The organism is Stenotrophomonas aracearum, from assembly GCF_031834615.1.
GTDB lineage: Bacteria > Pseudomonadota > Gammaproteobacteria > Xanthomonadales > Xanthomonadaceae > Stenotrophomonas > Stenotrophomonas aracearum.
The window spans coordinates 266671-285149 of the sequence record NZ_CP115543.1; the positions used below are offsets into that span (position 1 = coordinate 266671).

Sequence of the window (18479 nt, forward strand, 5' to 3'; positions counted from 1 at the left end):
GCATTCTCCCCTGTTGCATCCTCCAACCTAACACTGTTAGATTCGCCCCCTAACAACGTTAGGTAACCACGACCAGTGCGCCAGCCCATCGCCCGGGACAACATCGTCGCGGCCGCCTTCAAGCTTCTCGACGAAGCCGGCATGGAGGGAGTGACCCTGCGCAAGGTGGCCTGCACCCTCGGTATACGCGCGCCTTCCCTGTACTGGCACTTCAAGAGCAAGCAGGCGTTGGTGGATGCCATGGCCGACGCGATGATCGTGGACGTCGCCCGCAACATCCCCGAAGGCCAGCCCTGGCGGCAGACCCTGCTGCAGATTGCGCGCGAGTTCCGCACCGCGTTCAAGGCCCGTCGCGACGGCGCGCGGGTGTATGCCGGCACCTTCCTGGCCACCGAGAACGTGCTGCGGGTTGGCGAAACCAGCATCGCCGCGCTGGTTGGTGCCGGGGCCTCTGTCCGCCTGGCCGCGACCGCGCCGATGGACCTGGTGTACTACACGATGGGCTTTGTGATTGAAGAACAGTCCTGGCCCGGTGACGGCAGCATGGAGGCGCTCGGTGAGTCCTTCATGGCGCTGGCCGAGGCGCGCTTCCCGCATTGCTGGAGCGCGCGCGAGGTCTGGAGCGAGGTCGACTTCGACACGCGCTTCGAACAGGGCCTGGGCCTGCTGCTGGACGGCATTGATCAGCGCCTGGCCAGCGCCGCCTGACCCCCATTTTTCCTCACTACCGCTGCTCCGACACGGAAGCTCACTGATGCGCGCCTCTCTTCTCCGCTGCACTTCCCTCCTGCTGGTGGCGGTAACGCTCGCCGCCTGCGGCAACAAAGACGACAAGGCCGCCGCCGACGCCGCGGCCAGCTCCGCGCTGCCAGTGTCGCTGGCCCCGGTGCAGCAGCAGACCATGGCGCGCACGGTGCTGGTCTCCGGCCCGGTCACCGCCTATGAGGAAATGCAGCTGGGCGTGGAGATCAGCGGCCAGCGCGTGACCGCATTGCCGGTGGACGTGGGCCAGTGGGTGAAGAAGGGCCAGGTTCTGCTGCAGCTGGACCACCGCACGCTGGACAGCGAGCTGGCCCAGGCCGATGCCTCGCTGAAGCAGGCGCAGGCGGCGCAGGAGCTCGCGCGCTTGAACTTCCAGCGCAGCGAGAAGCTGGCGGCGCAGAAGCTGATCAGCGAAAGCAGCCTTGATGAGCTGCGTGCCAACCGCATCAATGCCGAGGCGCAGACCGCCACCGCCCGTGCCTCGCGCGACGCGGCGCAGCTGCGCCGTGACTTCGCCGACCTGCGCGCGCCGGCCGATGGCCTGATCTCCAAGCGCCTGGTGCAGCCGGGCCAGGTGGTGCAGGCCGGGACCGAGCTGCTGCGCCTGATCCGCGACGGCCGCCTGGAATGGCGCGCCGAGCTGCCCGAAGACCAGCTTACCGGCGTGGCCGTGGGCAACACGGTGGAATTGCCGTATGCCGACGCTGTTGTCACCGGCCGCATCCGCGCGGTCACCCCGGGCGTGGACGCGCAGACCCGCACCGGTACGATCTTTGCCGACCTGCCCGAGCCGGGCACGCTGAAGCCGGGGGTGTACGTGGAAGGCCGCATCGTCATCGGCGAAGGCCCGGCGCTGACCGTGCCCACCGCTGCGATCGTGCAGCGTGATGGCCACAGCTACGTGTTCACCGTGAACGACAAGCAGCAGGCGGCGCGCCTGCGCGTGCGCACCGGCCAGGCCGTGCAGGGCCGCACCGCGATCCTGGAGGGTCTGAAGAAGGGCGACCGGGTGGTGGTGGAAGGCGCCGGGTTCCTCGGCGAGGGCGACCGCGTGCGCGTGGTGGCTGATGCCAAGGCAACCGCCAAATGAATATCTCCGCCTGGGCGATCAAGCGCCCGTTGCCTGCGCTGCTGATTTTCTTCGTGCTGTGCGTGGCCGGCCTGTGGGGCTTCTACCAGCTGCCGGTGGCGCGCTTCCCGGACATCGCCTTCCCGATGACCACCGTCACCGTGACCCAGCCGGGCGCCTCGCCCAGCCAGCTGGAAGCGGAAGTCACCCGCAAGGTGGAGGACTCGGTCGCCACGGTGAACAACGTCAAGCGCGTGATCTCCTCGGTCAGCGAAGGCGTGAGCACCACCACGATCGAGTTCCAGCTGGAGGCGGATCTTGCCACCGCGCTGGACGACACCCGCGACGCGGTCACCCGCATCCGCACCGACCTGCCGCAGGACATCCAGGAACCGGTGATCTCCAAGGTCGACATCGGCGGCTCGCTGATGACCTATGCGCTGGTTGCGCCGCACATGACGCCGGACGAAGCCAGTTGGTTCGTCGACCGCGACATTTCGCGTGCGATGTACGGCGTGCCGGGCGTGGCCCGGGTGACCCGCGTGGGCGGCGTGCAGCGCCAGGTGCGGGTGGACCTGGACCCGAATGCGTTGATCGCGATGGGCATCACCGCCGGCGACGTCTCGCAGCAGCTGGCCCGCATCCAGGTCGAACGGGCGGGCGGCAAGGCCGAAATCGAAGGTGCGCAGCAGACCATCCGTACGCTGGGTACGGTGGGTGACGCACAGCAGCTGCGCGACTACTCCATCGCGCTGCCGGACGGCCGCGCGGTGCGCCTGTCCACGCTGGCCACGATCACCGATGCTGCGGCAGATCCCACCGAAGCAGCACTGCTGGACGGCGAAAAGGTCGTTGCCTTCTCGATGTCGCGCACGCGCGGTTCGAGCGAAGTGAAGGTGGAAGCCGGCGTGCACGAGGCGCTGGACAAGATCAAGGCCGAGCACCCGGGCATCGACTTCCGGCTGGTCACCACCGCCATCGATGAAACACATCGCTCCTACGATTCGTCGATGACGATGCTGTGGGAAGGCGCGCTGCTGGCGCTGCTGGTGGTGTGGCTGTTCCTGCGCGACTGGCGCGCGACGTGGGTGTCTGCGCTGGCGTTGCCGCTGTCGATCATTCCCACCTTCGCGGTGATGTACTTCTTCGGCTTCACGCTGAACATCATCACGCTGCTGGCGTTGTCGGTGGTGGTCGGCATCCTGGTCGACGATGCCATCGTGGAAATCGAGAACATCGTACGCCACCTGCGCATGGGCAAGCCGCCGCTGGAAGCGGCGCGTGAGGCGGCCGGCGAGATCGGCAATGCGGTGATCGCCACCTCGCTGACGTTGGCCGCGGTGTTCGTGCCGGTGGCGTTCATGCCCGGCATTGCCGGCAAGTTCTTCCGCGAATTCGGCTGGACCGCAGCGACGGCAGTGCTGTTCTCGCTGCTGGTGGCGCGCCTGCTCACCCCGATGATGGCCGCGTACCTGCTCAAGCCGCATGGCGAAGAGAAGCCCGAGTCGAAGTTGATGACCTGGTATCTGGGCTGGGTGGACAGGGCGCTGCGCTACCGGGGCCGCACGCTGTGGCTCGCGACCGGTCTGTTCGTGGCCTCGCTGGCGCTGGTGCCGCTGATCCCGGCGACCTTCATTCCGCAGTCCGATCTGGGCCGCAGCAACCTCAATCTGGAACTGCCGCCCGGCACCCGCCTGCAGGAAACCGTGGACGTGGCCGAGCGCGCCCGCGCGCTGCTCAAGGACATGCCGGAGCTGAAGCAGGTCTACACCGCCGTGGGTGCAGTGCTCGACCTGGGCGACCCCAGCGCCACCGGCGTGGGCGAACCGCGCAAGGCCACCCTGATCCTCGACTGGGGCGTGGCCGATGACCGCGACCGCGACCAGCGCGCGCTGGAACGCGATGCGCGCGCCCGCTTGGCCAACCTGCCCGGCGTGCGCGTGAGCTATGTGAGTTCCGAGCCGGGCAATCTGCTGCAGCTTGTCCTCTCGGGCGACGACCCGCAGCGCCTGCAGGAGGCCTCCACCGCGCTCGAGCGCGATCTGCGCGGCATCCAGGGGCTGGGCAGCGTGACGTCCACCGCCTCGCTGCTGCGCCCGGAACTGCAGATCGTGCCCAACGCGGCGCGTGCGGCGGACCTGGGCGTGGCCACGCAGGACATCGCAGAAGCCGCGCGTATTGCCACGGCCGGTGACTACGAACAGCGCCTGGCCAAGCTCAACCTGCCGGATCGCCAGGTGCCGATTCGTGTGGGCTTCGCCGAGGCCGACCTGGCCAATCCCGCGCTGATCGGGCAGCTGCGCGTGCCCGGCCGCGACGGCCCGGTGCCGCTGGCGGCGGTGGCGGAGATCCGCCAGGGCAGTGGCCCGTCGCAGATCTCGCGCTATCAGCGCCAGCGCAACGTGACCCTCACCGCCGAGCTCAATGGCCGCCCGCTGGGCGATGTGATGACCGAAGTACAGGCGCTGCCCAGCGTGAAGCAGTTGCCGCCGGGCGTGACCTTCCTCAACACCGGCGATGCCGAAGTGTTCGTGGAGCTGTTCATCGGCTTCATGCTGGCGATGGCCGCGGGCCTGATATGCATCTACATGGTGCTGTTGTTGCTGTTCAACCACGCGCTGATGCCGGTGACCATCCTGGCGGCGGTGCCGCTGTGCGCCGGTGGTGCCTTCGGTGCGCTGCTGATCACCCAGAACATGCTGTCGCTGCCTGCGTTGATCGGGTTGCTGATGCTGATCGGCATTGCCACCAAGAACTCCATCCTGCTGGTGGACTACGCGGTGATGGCCGAAGACGAGCAGGGCATGAGCCAGCATGACGCGTTGATCGACGCCTGCCGCAAGCGCGCCCAGCCGATCGTGATGACCACCCTGGCCATGGGCGCGGGCATGATGCCGATCGCGTTGGGCTTTGCCGGTGATTCCAGCTTCCGCGCGCCGATGGCGATTGCGGTGATCGGCGGGCTGATCACCTCCACGCTGCTCAGCCTGATCGTGATCCCGGCGGCGTTTACGGTGATGGACGACCTGGGTGAGTGGATGTCGAAGAAGTTCCGCCACAAGTCCACGCACAAGACCGCCTAACCCGCGGTCGGTGTGGCGCGGCGGGTGCGCAATGCACCCGCCGTGACGCGGACAATCAGCGCCCCGCGCGCTGGATCAACTTCCAGCCATTGCCAGACGGATCGCGGAACCCCGCATCCACCGTGCCATAGCGCTCGGTAGGCTCCTGGTTGAACTCCACCCCGGCCGCAGACCAACGCTCGTACGTGGTCTTGCAGTCGTCCACGGTCATCACCAGCGGCGGCATCGCACCCTTGGCCACCAGCGCATTCAACGCCTGCGCGGTCGCGGCGTCATGCACCGGCGGGCCCGGGCGGAACAGGCCCAGCTGGAACCCCGGTTGGTCCGGGTGCTGCACGGTCAGCCAGCGGTAGTCGCCGTTGCCGGCGTCGGTGTGCACGCTGAAACCCAGCTTGCCCACATAGAACGCCAATGCTTCTTCCTGGTCGCGCACATACACGCCGACCACTTCAATGCCCTGCTTCATGGAACCTCCGGTGTTGTGGGTGGTTCCTTTTTACGCCCCCCGCCGCCCGTCCGCTTCTCCGAAACTGAGGTATTGAGATCCGGCCGGCTGGCGGCGCGGGCAATGCACTCCGGCGCCTGCGCGGCCGTACCCGGCAGCAGGCCGGCGCGCAGCTCGCCGGGGCTCTGCCCAGTGATGTCGCGGAAGATCCGGCCGAAGGTGCCCAAGCTGCTCCAGCCGGTCTGCAGCGCGATCTCGGTGATCGGCAGGTCGGTGTCGCGGCACAGCGCCACCGCGCGTTCGATGCGCCGGGTGAGCAGGTAGCGGTGCGGCGGCAGCCCGAACGCCTGCCGGAACTGGCGCGCGAAGTATGCCTCCGACACCGCGCTGACCTGCGCCAGCCGCGCCACCGGCCACGCCTCGTGCGGGGCGCGGTCCATGTGGTCCTTGGCCCGGAGCAGCCGGCGCAGCAGTTCGGGGGTCGGGTTCATGCCGCCAAGGCTAGCGCGGTTTGAGCTCGGCCCCTTCATGGCTGGCCGCGGTCCACGCGCGCAGGCCCATCACGGCCAGGCCGATGAACACCAGGTACAGCCCGGCGGTGACGTCCAGCGACTTGTACAGGTACATGGCCACGTACACCACATCCACCACGATCCACAGCCACCAGGTGGCCACGTGCCGGCGTGCCTGCCACCACTGCGCCACCAGGCTCAGCGCGGCCAGCATGGCGTCCAGCCACGGCAGCGCGGCGTCGGTCCAGCTGTGCATGGCAAAGCCCATCGCGATGCCGAACACCACGCCCACGCCCAGGTCACGCAGCAGCTGCTGGCGTGGCAGCGGAACGATCACGATCGCGCCGTCCTGTTCGGCATGCCGGTGCCAGCTCAGCCAGCCGTACAGCAGGAAGCCACCGAAGGCGACCTGCAGCAGGCTGTCCGAATACAGGCGCGCTTCGATGAACACCGTGGCGTACAGGCCCACCGCGACCAGCCCCATCGGCCAGGCCAGCATGCGGCGGCCGGCCATCAGCCAGACGCCGAGCAGGCTGGCCACTACCGCCGACCATTCGAGCACGGCCGCGCTCATAGCCCGAACGTGACCGACAGGCGCGCCTGGCGCGGTGCACCCGGGAACAGGTAGTAGTCACCGGCGGTGCTGCCGGTGTCGCGCCAGTAGAAGCGATCGAACAGGTTGTCCACCGACAGGCTCCAGGTCACCGGGTGCTCGCGCAGCTGATGCTGGAAGCGTACGCCGGCGTCGAATACGGAATACGAAGGCGCCTTCACGCTGCCGTCCACCGTGGCGGCATTGGAGGAGGCGTAACGCCAGCCGCCGCTGACCGCCAACCCTTCAACGAAGGGCAGGGCGTAGTCCACGTGCACGGCGGTACGCACCTTGGGAACGTTCACCAGCTGCTGGCCGTCGTAGTACGCGGTGCCGGCATCGCGTGCCCGCGCCTGCAGCAGGCTGGCGCTGGCATTCACGGTAAGCCGTTCGGTGACCTGGCCGTTGGCGGTGAGCTCCAGGCCCGTATGCGCTTGGGTGCCTTCCTGCACAAAGGTGAAGCCCGCATCGCTGTCGTCCGGCTTGGCGTACTGGAACGGCTGGCTGATGCGGAACACCGCCGCGCCCAGCATCAGGCCATCGGCCGCGGCGTACTTGATGCCCACCTCGCGCTGGCGCGACTGCATGGCCGGTAGGAAGGTGCTGCCGTTGCTGGTCCAGAACGGCGCTTCCTGGCCCAGGGAAAGGCCTTCCACATAGCTCGCATACACGTTGACGCGCTCACTGGCCTGCCAGATCAGCGCGGTCTGCGGCAGGAACTGCGACATGCGGCTGTGCCGCTCCGGCGTGCCGCGCTTGTCATAGGCGCGCTCGTCCAGGCGCACGTAGCGGCCGCCGGCCAGCCACTGCCAGTTGTCGCCGAAGTGCATGCGGTCCAGCGCGAACACCGCGCGCTGCCGGCTGTCCAGGCGCCGCGCGGACGGGCCCGGCTGCAGCGGTGAAGGATCGAACACCGGCACCTGCGCGTCGGCGATGTTGGCGGTGCCCACGTATTCGTTGACGTTCTGGCGCTTGTCCACGGTGCGGTGGAACGCGCTCAGCCCGAACGAGAGTTCATGCCGCACCGAGCCGGTGGCGAAGCGGCCGCGCAGTTCGCCGCGCGCTTCGTCGTTGACGCGGGTGTCGTCGGGGCTGCGGTAGTCGTAGATGTCGTAATCGCCATTGGGGGCGAAGTAGTTGCCCGGCACGCTGCCGTCGGCACACCCGGCGGCGTAGTAACAGCCGTAGGCGAAGGCGACGTTGTCATCGATCACCGAGCGGCTGTGGCCGACGGCCACGCGCGACTGCCAGTCCGGGGTGAAGTCGAAGGTGTGCAACGCGGTGATGTTGGTGCTGTCGATGCCCACCGGCTGCTGCCAGGGCTGGTGGCCGAGCATGCGGCTGCGGTCCACCCCGCGCGGCAGCACGCTGCCGCCGAGCAGCTGGTAGCCGCTGGCCGAACGCTGCGCGCTGGTCTGGTAGTTGGCGTCCAGTTCCAGCTTGCCGCGCTCGCCGATCAGCCAGTCGGCCGCCACCGAGTAGAAGTTGCGGCGACCGTCGGCGTGGTCGATGTAGGACGCGGTGTCGTCCCAGGCGGCATTGACGCGCACGCCGAAGCGCGGCGTGATCCAGGTGCCGACGTCGGCGGCGACATAGCGCGAGCCTTCCTGGTCGGTGGCGAGGGTGACGTTGCGCACTTCGGCCGGGCGCTTGCCCACGTAGTTGATGATGCCGCCCGGCGCCATCACGCCGGCGGCCAGGCCGGCCTCGCCCTTGAGGATTTCCACCTGCTGCACGTTCTCCAGCGCCAGGCGCTGTTCGCCGGCGATGGAGAGCCCGTTGAAGCGGTAACCCGTGGCGGGGTCCAGTGTGAAGCCGCGGATGGCGATGTTCTGGTAGTAGCCCACCGGTGCGTAGCTGTCGCCCAGCGAGGCATCGTGCCGCGCCACCTCGGACAGCGTGCGCACCTGCAGCTGGTCGAGCAACGCACGGTCCAGCACGTTGACCGAGGCCGGGGTGTTCTTCCAGTCGGCGTTGCCGAAGCTGCTGCTCGGCGCGGGGGGCGCGGCCGGTTTGTTGGCCTGTACGCGCACGCCGGCCAGGTCGGTGGGCGACCGTTCGGCGGCGTGCAGGGGCAGGGCGGCGCAGAGGGCGGCGGTCAGCAGCGTGAGGCGGTAGCAGCGGTTCATTCGATTCGTCATCAGCCAAAGGAGACGAAGCGAAGGCACGCGCGCACACCGGCCCGGAACGGGGGTGCGCCTGCTGCTCAAAGCTCCCTACGCCGGTGCAAACCGGATCAGGTTCCAAGGGACTCTCTCAGCCTGGCAGATCCAGGCACCCCCGCTTCAGTGGTCATTTTCACACCAATCGGCCGCCGTGGCGAGCCCACCGGCTCAGGCGGCGGCGTGCAGGGTGTCCAGCAGGGCCCAGCCGGCGTCGCTGGAGAACCAGTCGGCATGGCCGAGCAGGAAGGTGTGGTAGGCCACGTCGGCATTCGCCGGGGAGCCGGTAATTCCTTGGAAATACTCGACTTCCGACAGGGCGAAGTCGAAATGCACCAGCGGCAGCAGGTCGGCCAGCAGGTGCACCTGGGCGGCGGACAGCGGCCGTACCTGACGGTAGCCGGCCAGCAGGGCCAGGGCGATGTCCGCGTGGGCGACCGGGCCGCCACCAGCGTCGTCCAGCCACGCCACGGCGTTGCGCTCGATCGCGGTGGCCAGGTCGAACAGCGCACTGGCCGGGGAGGCCAGCCCGAAGTCGAACACGGTGGCCACCGTCGCGTCCGGACCGTGGCCGTGCCAGAGCAGGTTGGAGACATGCCAGTCGTTGTGGCCCCACAGCACCGGCTCGTCCTGCAGGTGCTCGCCGAGCGCTGCATGCCATGGCAGCACGGCGCGCTGCAGGTCGTGTTCCCACGGCTGCCGCGACAGGTAATCGGCCAGCGCCGGCCGGGTCGGCAGTTCACTGCGCAGCAGTGCCAGCGGATCGCACGCGCGGATCAGGTCGTCGCGTGCCACCAGCAGGTGGGTGCTGCGCTGGGGCGCGTGGTAGTCGCTGGCGGCCAGGTGCAGGCGCGCGAGCATGACGCCGGCCGCGTGTGCATGTGCGGGGTCGTGTGGCGGTGTCCAAGAGGGCGTGTCGCGATACAGGTCGTGGCCGTCGCCCTGCGCATGCAGTTCGTAGGTCCAGTTGTCGCGTTCGAGCGCACTGGCGCCGTCATGCGTGTGCAATACCTGCACCACCGGCAGCCCGGCAGCCGCCAGGTGCGCGATGAAGCGATGTTCTTCACCCAGCAATGCAGCGGTGCGCACGCTGGCGTGGTGGCGCTTGAGGAAGAAACGCTGCGCGCCACACTCCACCAGCGCCGCAGCGGAAAACGGCCGCGGGCTGTGCCAGAGCACCTCGCACGCGCCTTCCAGCGCAGGGTAGTGCCCGCGAAGCCACGCCAGTTCGGCGTCGCTGATCGCAGGCCAATCGGCGGCCACCTGGTCGTTGTCCAGGCCCTGTACGTGGTGGTGGTCGTGCATCACGCGCTGGAAAAAACCTTAGAGCTTGTTGTCGCGCATGAAGTCGAACAGTTCCGCGTCGCTTCGCAGGCCGAGCTTGAGCATGGCATCGCCTTTCTGGCGGCTGATGGTGCTCATGCTCTTGTGCAGCTTCTCGGCGATCTTCTTGACGGTCATGCCACTGCTGAGCAGGCGCAGCACTTCCACCTCGCGCGGCGACAGCACGCGCGTGCGGTCGTCGCCGATGGACTGGGTGCCGACCCGGTCGATGATTTCGCGGAGCTTGCGGCTGACATACGGTTGGCCACGCGACACGGCCTGGATCGCCAACGGCAGTTCTTCCACCAGCGAGCCCTTGTCGAACAGACCGAGCACGCCGTTGTTGACCACCATGCGCAGGATCGCGATGTTCTGTGTGACGCTCATGAGCAGCACGCGCAGGTCCGGATAGTTGCGCCGGATTTTCTGGATCATGTCGATTCCGTCAACCCGTTTGCTCTGTGGCATCGAGTAGTCGGTGATGAGCAGATCGCACTCGTGCTGCTCCAGCGCAGCGAACAACTCGTCTGCGTTGCTGGCTTCAGCCACCAGTACGCCCACCCCACTGGCTTCGATGGCCGCTCTGGCGCCGACCCGGACCACCTGGTGGTCGTCAGCGATGATTATGCGCAAGGTCATGGACTAGTATTGCCTTGAAGGCAGCGGCCCCAACGGGGCACGTCGCGTGGGCGGATCACTCCTGGGAGAACAGACAGCATGCGTACCTCGCTTGTTCGCTGGCTGGTCGTGCTGTGGCTGGGTTGGGCGCTGGGCGGTGCAGTTGCCGTGGCGGCGCCTGCCCCTGCCCCTTCGCTCTCACCGCGCCAGGCCGACTGGATCGAACGGAACCCTACCATCCTTTTGGGCATGTACAACAGCGGATGGCCACCATTCGAAATGATGCAGAACGGCCGACCCGACGGGCTTGGCCATGACTACCTGATGCTGTTGACCCGGCAGCTGGGTGTGCAGGTGAAGGTGCGGGTATACCGTGATTGGGCCGCCGTGCTGGATGCGGCATGCCGGGGGAGGTCGACGTGGTGATGAACATCACCCTGACCCCCGACCGGACCCGCTGCATGGTTTACACGGGATCCTATGCCGACGCCCCGCTGGCGCTGGTCGGCCGGGTCGGCGACACCCGCACCTCGACCGACCCCGACCTGGCCGGGCTGCGGGTGGTGACCGAGCAGGAATTCCTGACCAGTGGCCAGGTCCGGGCCCGTTTCCCGGCCGCCCGCCAGGTGACGGCGGCTAATACCCGCGCGGCCCTTTCGATGGTCGCCAAGGGCGATGCCGACGTGTACATCGGCAACGCGCACGTGGCCAGCACCCTGATCCGGCAGGACGGGCTCGACGGAATTGCCCTGCTGCGACCCAGCGACCTGCCGCCCGAGCGGCTGCACTTCGGGGTGCCCAATGCGCGCCAGCCGCTGGCCGAAGCGCTGGACAGCGCGCTTTCCACGGTCACCCAGGCGCAGCGCGAGGCCCTGTACAAGCGCTGGCTGCCGCCGCTGCAGTGGTCGTCGCAGTCGCGCCTGATCCTCGGCGAGGCCGAGCGCCGGGTCCTGGCCACGCCGCTGCGCATGGGCTATGCGCCCACCGGTGCGCCGTTGTCGTTCATCGACGCGGCCGGCGAGCCCAGCGGGGTGGCGGGCGACTACCTGCGCCAGCTGCGCATGGTCGGCGCGCAGTTGAACCGGGTACCGGCGCACGACTGGTTCGAGGTGCGCGAACAGATGCGCCGGGGCGACGTGGACGTGGTGATGGGCATGCCCAACGACGCGCACTATCTGGGCGACGACTGGGTGTTCAGCCAGCCCTTCATCAGCGTGCCCAACGTGATCGTCACCCCCAACAACAGCCGCTCGGTGCTGGGCCTGGGCGACCTGGACGGGCGCAGCATCCTGCTTTCGGATCCCGAGCGCCTGCGCGGTTACATCCTGCAGTACGCGCCCAAGGCACGGATCGTGCCGGCGCGCAGCGTGGACCAGGCATTGTCGCGATTGGCCAATGGGGATGCCGACGCCTACGTCGGCAACCTGGCCATGGTCGACCGGGTGGTGCGCGAGGTGTACCCGGCCAAACTGCACGTGGCGGCCCCGGCCGGTTTCAGCGACCAGCTCTCGCTGGCAGTGAAGCGCCAGTACGCGCCGCTGGCCACCACCTTCGATCGCGTGCTGGCCAACATCACCCCGCGCGAACAGGCGGCGATCCGCGGCGACTGGCTGCTGGCCGAATACCGCACCGGGCTGGACTGGCGTTCGGTGGCGCGCTGGGCCGTACCGCTGTCGCTGGTGCTGCTCACCGGCATCGTCGTGCACGGCTGGGGCTACTGGCGCCTGCGCCGCGAAGTGAGCATGCGGCGCAAGCTGGAACAGCGGCTGGTGGAAGTGACCGACAACCTGCCGGCGATCGTCTACCAGGCGCGCCGCGACAGCGATGGCCGGGTCACCTTCCCGTACATCACCGGCGACCTGCAATCGATGTTCGGGGTGAGTACGCAGGAGGTGATTGCCGATGAAACCCGCCTGGCCGACAAGATCGACCCACGCGACCGCGAGGCGGTGCACGCCGCGCTGATTGAAGCCGCGCGCGACTTTTCCGCGTTGGACCTGGAATTCCGCACCAGTCCGCACGGGGTGGTGCGCTGGGTGCGCACGCGCGCGCTGCCGTATGCGGCTGCGGACGGTGCGGTGCTGTGAAGCGGTTACTGGGTGGACGTGACCGAAGCGCGCGCGCAGGCCGACGCATTGGCGGCGGCGAAGTCTGCTGCCGAACGCGCCACGGCGGCAAAGTCGAATTTCCTGGCCACCATGAGCCACGAGATCCGAACGCCGATGAGCGGGGTGCTGGGTATGGTGGAAGCGCTCTCGCACACCGGGCTGGACGGCGAACAGCGCCGCATCATCAGCGTGATCGAGGACTCGGCGCAGATGCTGCGGCAGATCCTGGACGACATCCTCGACTATTCGCGCATCGAAGCCGGCGCGCTGCCGCTGGAGCCGCAGCCGGTGGCATTGCGCACCCTGCTCGACAACGTGCAGCAGCTGCTGTCGCCGCAGGCGTCCAGCAAGGGCCTGGCGCTGAGCCTGGAGGTCGACGCGGCGGTGGGTCCACAGCACCTGGCCGACGGCATGCGCCTGCGCCAGATCGTGTTCAACCTGCTCAGCAATGCGATCAAGTTCACCAATGAGGGATCGGTCAGCATCGCGCTGTCGGTAGACCGCGCCGACGAGATCTCGCAGACCCTGCGCCTGAGCGTGATCGATACCGGCATCGGCATTTCAGCCGAGCAGCGCGAGCGGCTGTTCAAGCCGTTCGCGCAGGCCGACGTGGCCATTACCCGCCATTACGGCGGCACCGGGCTGGGGCTGAGCATCTGCCAGCGGCTCGTCGGCCTGATGCGCGGGAAGCTGGAAATGCAGAGCGAACCGGGCAAGGGCACCCGCGTGGACGTGGTGGTGAGCCTGCCGCTGGTGCCGGCCGACGCGGTGGCGCGCGATGACCAGCGCGCCGGCGGCGAGGTGGAGCCGCTGCCGGCCGGGCAGGCGCGGCGGCGCGTGCTGGTGGTGGAAGACCACCCCACCAACCAGGCACTGATGCGCTGGCGCCTGCAGCAGCTGGGCCTGCAGCACGAGGTGGCGGTGGATGGCGAAGCGGCGCTGGCGCTGCTGGACGCCGCGCACTTCGACCTGGTGATCACCGATTGCCGCATGCCGGTGATGGATGGCTACACGCTGACCCGGCACATCCGCGAGCGTGAACGTGGCAGTGGCCAGCGCATGCCGGTGCTCGCGCTGACCGCCAGCGCGCTGGCGGAAGACGTGCAGCGCTGCCGCGAAGCGGGCATGGATGACCTGCTGGCCAAGCCGGTGGCGCTGGCCACGTTGCGCCAGGCACTGCGCCGCTGGTTGCCCTCCGACGAAGGCGACGCCGCGCCGGAACCGGAGCTGCCGCTGGCGGCGGCGGTACCGGCAGCGCCGCCGACGCGTGCGGCGATCGTGCGCCGGTTCGGCTCCGAGCACGTGGCGACGGTGCTGATCGACAGCATGCGCGAAGCCACCGCGGACGACCTGCAGCGCGGTCGGGACGCCCGCGCGCAGGATGACATCAACACGGCGGTGGAAGTCCTGCACCGCATCGTGGGCGGGCTCGGCACGCTGGGTGCGGAGGCGCTGGCCGAGCAGGCGCGCGCGCTGATGCAGCAGATTCCGGAGCAGGGGATTGCGGCGAGCGCGGCGGACATCGCCGCGTTCGAGACCGCACTGCAGGCCTACCTGGATAGCCTGTAGCAGTTACATTCCCGAATAGTTCGGGCCGCCGCCACCCTGCGGGGTCACCCACACGATGTTCTGGGTCGGGTCCTTGATGTCGCAGGTCTTGCAGTGCACGCAGTTCTGCGCGTTGATCTGCAGCTGTTCCTGGCCTTCGCCACCGACGAACTCGTACACCCCGGCCGGGCAGTAACGTGCTTCCGGGCCGGCGTACTCGGACAGGTTGATCCGCACCGGCACGCTGGCGTCCTTCAGCGTGAGGTGCGACGGCTGGTCTTCTTCGTGGTTGGTGCTGCTCAGGAACACCGAGCTCAGCCGGTCGAAGGTGAGCACGTTGTCCGGCTTGGGGTAGGCGATCTTCGTGTGCTGCGACGCCGGCTCCAGGCACGCGTGGTCCGGCGTGCTGTGGCGCAGGGTCCACGGCGGATTGCGGATGCCCAGCTTGGGCAGCAGCCACTGCTCGATGCCGGTCATCAGCGTGGCGACGTTGCGGCCCTTCTTGAACCACTGCTTGAAGTTCTTCGACTGCTTCAGCTCGTCGTTCAACCAGCTGCTTTCGAAGGCGGCCGGGTAGGCGCTGAGTTCGTCGCGCTGGCGGTCTGCAACCAGCGCGTCGAACGCGGCGTCGGCGGCCAGCATGCCGGTCTTGATCGCGGCATGGCTGCCCTTGATGCGGCTGGCGTTGAGGTAACCGGCTTCGCAGCCGACCAGCGCGCCGCCCGGGAACACGGTCTTGGGCAGCGACAGCAGGCCACCGGCGGTGATCGCACGCGCGCCGTAGCCGATGCGCTTGCCGCCTTCCAGGTGCTTGCGGATGGACGGGTGGGTCTTGAAGCGCTGGAACTCCTCGAACGGGCTCATCCACGGGTTGCGGTAGTCCAGCCCGACCACGAAGCCCACTGCGACCTTGCCGCCGTCGGCGTGGTACAGGAACGAGCCGCCGTAAGTATCGCTGTCCAGCGGCCAGCCGGCGGTGTGCACCACCAGGCCCGGCTCATGCTTGGCCGGGTCGATCTGCCACAGTTCCTTGATGCCGATGCCGTAAGCCTGCGGGTCCTTGCCGGCGTCCAGCTGGAAGCGGGCGATCAGCTGGCGGCCGAGGTGGCCGCGCGAGCCTTCGGCGAAGACCGTGTACTTGGCGTGCAGCTCCATGCCGCGTTCGAAATTGGGACCGTGCGAGCCGTCCTTGCGGATGCCCATGTCGCCGGTGGCCACGCCCATCACCGCGCCGTTCTCGTCGTACAGCACTTCGGCGGCGGCAAAGCCGGGGAAGATCGCCACTTCCAGCACTTCGGCCTGCTGTGCCAGCCAGCGGGTGACCTCGCCGAGGCTGATGATGTAGTTGCCTTCGTTGTGGAAGCACTCGGGCAGCAGCGCATGCGGGGTGCTGCGCGCGCCGTCTTCGGACAGGAACAGGAACTCGTCGCGGGTGACCTTCTGCTTCAGCGGCGCGCCGCGTTCGGCCCAATCCGGGAACAGTTCGGTCAGCGCGCGGGTGTCCATGATCGCGCCGGACAGGATGTGGGCGCCGGGTTCGGAGCCCTTTTCCAGCACGCACACCGACAGCTCGCGGCCGGCTTCGATGGCGCGCTGGCGCAGGCGGATCGCGGTGGCCAGGCCGGCCGGGCCGGCCCCGACGACAACCACGTCGAACTCCATGGCTTCACGCGGGGGCAGGGCAGTGGTTTCTTCGCTCATGGTGATGCGTAACTCGTGGGTAGTGCCGTCCCGGCCAAAGCCGGCGGCGGTTGCCTGGGAATCGCGCGCGACAGGTCACTGCGCAACTGCTGGATCAGGGCATCAGGGTACCGGTAGGAGCCGTTTCCGCCTAGATCGCCGACGTTCACGCGCGATGCTGCGGCGCAGCATAAGAACTCGAGACCGTAGTGCCGGCCGCCGGCCGGCTCCAGGCGATGCCCGGCGGTACGAGGAGCCGGCCGGCGGCCGGCACTACGCGCTGAAGGACGCGTGGTAGGTGACCTCGGCGTCTGGCCATTCCCCGCGCAACAACCGTGCCTGGAAATACTCCGCCGGTACCCCGGCCAGACGCAGGCGCGGCTCTGCGTGGAACCCAAACCGTCCGTAGTACGCGGGGTCGCCCAACAACACACACCCGGCCGCGCCCATCGCCTCAAGCGACTCCATCGCCGCTTTCATCAACGCCCCACCAACCCCCTGCCCCTGCCGTTCCGGCGACACCGAGATCGGCCCGAGCCCGTACCAGCCTTCGCTGCCATCGCTGAGCTGCACTGGCGAAAGCGCCACGTGGCCGATGATGGCGCCGGAATCTTCAGCCACCAGCGATACCGCCAGCGCACCGGCATCGCGCAGCGCATCGACGATGTGCTGTTCGGTGTGGCTGCTGTGCGGGGCGTGTTCGAACGCGTCGCGGGTGAGGGCGTGAATGGCATGGGCGTCGCCGGGACGCTCGCTGCGGATCTGCATGGGCAAGGCCTCCTGTAAGCAGCCATTGTAGTGCCGGCCGCCGGCCGGCTCCTGGTGATGGCCGGTATTGCGTGCAGCCGGCCAGCGGCCGGCACTACCGGGCTGGTGTCACAATGGGGGCCCTGTTGCTGCCTGCGATGTCGCTGCCCATGGCCCTCAATCCGTACGATCTGTTCGATGTCCGCTCGCTGCTCAGCGAGGAGGAACGTGCCGTGCAGGCGAGCGTGGCGCGCTTCACCGACGAAAAGGTGCTGCCGATCATCGGCGACGCGTTCGACCAGGGCCGTTTCCCGGATGAATTGATTCCTGAAATCGCGTCGCTGGGCCTGCTCGGCTCCAGCCTGCCCGAGCAGTACGGCGGTGGCGGCTTGAACGCGGTGAGCTACGGCTTGATCTGCCAGGAACTGGAACGCGGCGACTCGGGCCTGCGCAGCTTCGTTTCGGTGCAGAGCTCACTGTGCATGTACCCCATCTTCGCCTACGGCAGCGAGGAGCAGCGCCTGCGCTGGCTGCCGGACATGGCCGCCGGCCGGGTGATCGGCTGCTTCGGCCTGACCGAGGCGCACGGCGGTTCCGACCCGGCCGCGATGAAGACCCGTGCAGTGAAGGACGGCGGCGACTGGCTGATCAACGGCAGCAAGATGTGGATCACCAGTGGCCCGGTGGCGGACATCGCCATTGTCTGGGCGCATACCGAAGACGGTATCCAGGGCTTCGTGCTGGAGAAGGGCATGCCCGGCTTCACCACGCAGGAGATCAAGCACAAGATGAGCCTGCGGGCCTCGCTGACCGGCGCGCTGTTCTTCGACAACGTGCGCGTGCCCGAGCGCAACCGCCTGCCGAACGTGCAGGGGCTGAAGGGGCCGCTGGGCTGCCTCAACCAGGCCCGTTACGGGATCAGCTGGGGGCCGATCGGCGCGGCCGTTGCCTGCCTGGACGAAGCGCTGGGCTACACAAAGGAGCGCGTGCTGTTCGGGCGCCCGGTGGCGGCCACCCAGAGCGCGCAGATCAAGCTGGCCGACATGGCCCGGCGCATCACCACCGCGCAGCTGCTGTCGCTGCAGCTGGGGCGGTTGAAGGATGCGGGGCAGCTGCAGCCGCAGCAGGTCAGCCTGGCCAAATGGAACAACTGCCGCATGGCGATCGACATCGCGCGCGAGTGCCGGGACCTTCTGGGCGGCGCGGGCATCACCACCGAGCACGTGGCGATCCGGCATGCGTTGAACCTGGAGTCGGTGATCACCTATGAAGGCACCGAGACCGTGCACCAGTTGGTGATTGGTCGCGAGCTTACGGGTATCAACGCGTTCTAGGCGATCAGGCGCCGCCTACAAACCCGTTCTGGCGCCAGGCCTCGAACATCACCACGGCGACAGTGTTGGACAGGTTCAAACTGCGGTTATCCGGCTGCATCGGCAACCTCAAGCGGCGCCCATCGGGCAGCGCGTCCAGCACGTCCTGCGGCAGGCCGCGGGTTTCCGGGCCGAACAGGAAGGCGTCGCCGTCTTCGAACTGCTGGGTGTCATAACGCACGCTGCCGCGGGTGCTCAGGGCGAACAGGCGCTTTGGCGCGATTGCCTGCAGGAAGGTGTCCAGGTCTGGATGCACCTGCAGTCGGGCGTATTCGTGGTAATCCAGCCCGGCGCGCTTGAGCTGCTTGTCGCTCAGGTCGAAACCGAGCGGCTCGATCAGGTGCAGTCGCGCGCCGGTGTTGGCGCAGAGCCGGATCACATTGCCGGTATTCGGGGGAATTTCCGGCTGGAACAACACTACATGGAACGTCGGGGTGGCGGTCATTCGTACATGTTA

The 18479-nt window shown here is 68.1% G+C and carries 16 protein-coding genes and 1 riboswitch; of the genes, 7 read left to right on the forward strand and 9 right to left on the reverse strand.

Going from position 1 to position 18479, the window contains the following annotated elements:
• The first annotated feature begins 75 nt into the window (after nucleotides 1-75).
• From PDM28_RS01125 to PDM28_RS01135, 3 genes are read left to right on the forward strand one after another with little or no spacing between them, the layout of a single operon-like run.
• Nucleotides 76-708 (forward strand): TetR/AcrR family transcriptional regulator C-terminal domain-containing protein, encoded by a 633-nt coding sequence (locus PDM28_RS01125; RefSeq protein ID WP_311183470.1) that lies wholly within the window; start codon nucleotides 76-78, stop codon nucleotides 706-708.
• A 46-nt stretch (nucleotides 709-754) separates the two neighbouring features.
• A complete protein-coding gene (locus tag PDM28_RS01130; RefSeq protein ID WP_311183471.1) occupies nucleotides 755-1852 on the forward strand; it encodes an efflux RND transporter periplasmic adaptor subunit in 1098 nt (365 codons plus the stop codon).
• Nucleotides 1849-4914 (forward strand): efflux RND transporter permease subunit, encoded by a 3066-nt coding sequence (locus PDM28_RS01135; RefSeq protein WP_311183472.1) that lies wholly within the window; start codon nucleotides 1849-1851, stop codon nucleotides 4912-4914. The genes PDM28_RS01130 and PDM28_RS01135 overlap by 4 nt, the downstream gene beginning before the upstream one ends.
• 55 nt (nucleotides 4915-4969) lie before the next feature.
• On the opposite strand, the gene PDM28_RS01140 is transcribed toward PDM28_RS01135, so the two are convergent.
• The 6 genes from PDM28_RS01140 to PDM28_RS01165 form a co-directional block, all read right to left on the reverse strand.
• Complete coding sequence (locus tag PDM28_RS01140; protein ID WP_311183473.1) at nucleotides 4970-5380, reverse strand: VOC family protein; 411 nt, start codon at nucleotides 5378-5380, stop codon at nucleotides 4970-4972.
• Nucleotides 5377-5850, reverse strand: a complete 474-nt coding sequence (locus PDM28_RS01145) for a helix-turn-helix transcriptional regulator (RefSeq protein WP_311183474.1) — start codon at nucleotides 5848-5850, stop codon at nucleotides 5377-5379. Before PDM28_RS01145 ends, PDM28_RS01140 begins: the two co-directional genes overlap by 4 nt.
• Before the next feature lie 10 nt (nucleotides 5851-5860).
• The gene (gene pnuC, locus PDM28_RS01150; protein ID WP_311183475.1) at nucleotides 5861-6445 is read right to left on the reverse strand and encodes a nicotinamide riboside transporter PnuC; all 585 of its coding nucleotides are present in this window, start codon (nucleotides 6443-6445) and stop codon (nucleotides 5861-5863) included.
• Entirely contained in the window at nucleotides 6442-8592 is a 2151-nt protein-coding gene (locus PDM28_RS01155; RefSeq protein WP_311183476.1) for a TonB-dependent receptor, read from the reverse strand. The genes pnuC and PDM28_RS01155 overlap by 4 nt, the downstream gene beginning before the upstream one ends.
• Nucleotides 8593-8659: 67 nt before the next feature.
• Nucleotides 8660-8755, reverse strand: a riboswitch (TPP riboswitch).
• Between the two features lie 41 nt (nucleotides 8756-8796).
• Nucleotides 8797-9933, reverse strand: a complete 1137-nt coding sequence (locus PDM28_RS01160) for a phosphotransferase enzyme family protein (protein ID WP_425507623.1) — start codon at nucleotides 9931-9933, stop codon at nucleotides 8797-8799.
• Between the two features lie 15 nt (nucleotides 9934-9948).
• Nucleotides 9949-10587 (reverse strand): response regulator, encoded by a 639-nt coding sequence (locus PDM28_RS01165; protein ID WP_102947141.1) that lies wholly within the window; start codon nucleotides 10585-10587, stop codon nucleotides 9949-9951.
• A gap of 78 nt (nucleotides 10588-10665) precedes the next feature.
• On the opposite strand from PDM28_RS01165, the gene PDM28_RS01170 reads away from it, so the two are divergent.
• From PDM28_RS01170 to PDM28_RS01180, 3 genes are read left to right on the forward strand one after another with little or no spacing between them, the layout of a single operon-like run.
• On the forward strand, nucleotides 10666-10992 hold the full coding sequence (locus PDM28_RS01170) for a type 2 periplasmic-binding domain-containing protein (RefSeq protein ID WP_311183478.1): 327 nt from the start codon (nucleotides 10666-10668) through the stop codon (nucleotides 10990-10992).
• Complete coding sequence (locus PDM28_RS01175; protein ID WP_311183479.1) at nucleotides 10968-12653, forward strand: transporter substrate-binding domain-containing protein; 1686 nt, start codon at nucleotides 10968-10970, stop codon at nucleotides 12651-12653. Before PDM28_RS01170 ends, PDM28_RS01175 begins: the two co-directional genes overlap by 25 nt.
• A 12-nt stretch (nucleotides 12654-12665) precedes the next feature.
• Nucleotides 12666-14243, forward strand: a complete 1578-nt coding sequence (locus PDM28_RS01180) for an ATP-binding protein (RefSeq protein ID WP_311183480.1) — start codon at nucleotides 12666-12668, stop codon at nucleotides 14241-14243.
• A gap of 3 nt (nucleotides 14244-14246) precedes the next feature.
• Here the strand turns inward: PDM28_RS01180 and PDM28_RS01185 are convergent, their stop codons facing one another.
• Entirely contained in the window at nucleotides 14247-15923 is a 1677-nt protein-coding gene (locus PDM28_RS01185) for an electron transfer flavoprotein-ubiquinone oxidoreductase (protein WP_311183481.1), read from the reverse strand.
• Nucleotides 15924-16175: 252 nt separating this feature from the next.
• A complete protein-coding gene (locus tag PDM28_RS01190; RefSeq protein WP_425507624.1) occupies nucleotides 16176-16676 on the reverse strand; it encodes a GNAT family N-acetyltransferase in 501 nt (166 codons plus the stop codon).
• 143 nt (nucleotides 16677-16819) lie between these two features.
• Between PDM28_RS01190 and PDM28_RS01195 the strand changes: the two genes are divergently transcribed.
• A complete protein-coding gene (locus tag PDM28_RS01195) occupies nucleotides 16820-17983 on the forward strand; it encodes an acyl-CoA dehydrogenase family protein (RefSeq protein WP_102947198.1) in 1164 nt (387 codons plus the stop codon).
• Nucleotides 17984-17987: 4 nt separating this feature from the next.
• Here the strand turns inward: PDM28_RS01195 and trmL are convergent, their stop codons facing one another.
• Nucleotides 17988-18467 carry a tRNA (uridine(34)/cytosine(34)/5-carboxymethylaminomethyluridine(34)-2'-O)-methyltransferase TrmL gene (trmL, locus tag PDM28_RS01200; protein WP_070208681.1) on the reverse strand — a complete coding sequence of 160 codons (480 nt, stop codon included), beginning with the start codon at nucleotides 18465-18467 and terminating at the stop codon, nucleotides 17988-17990.
• Nucleotides 18468-18479: the final 12 nt, after the last annotated feature.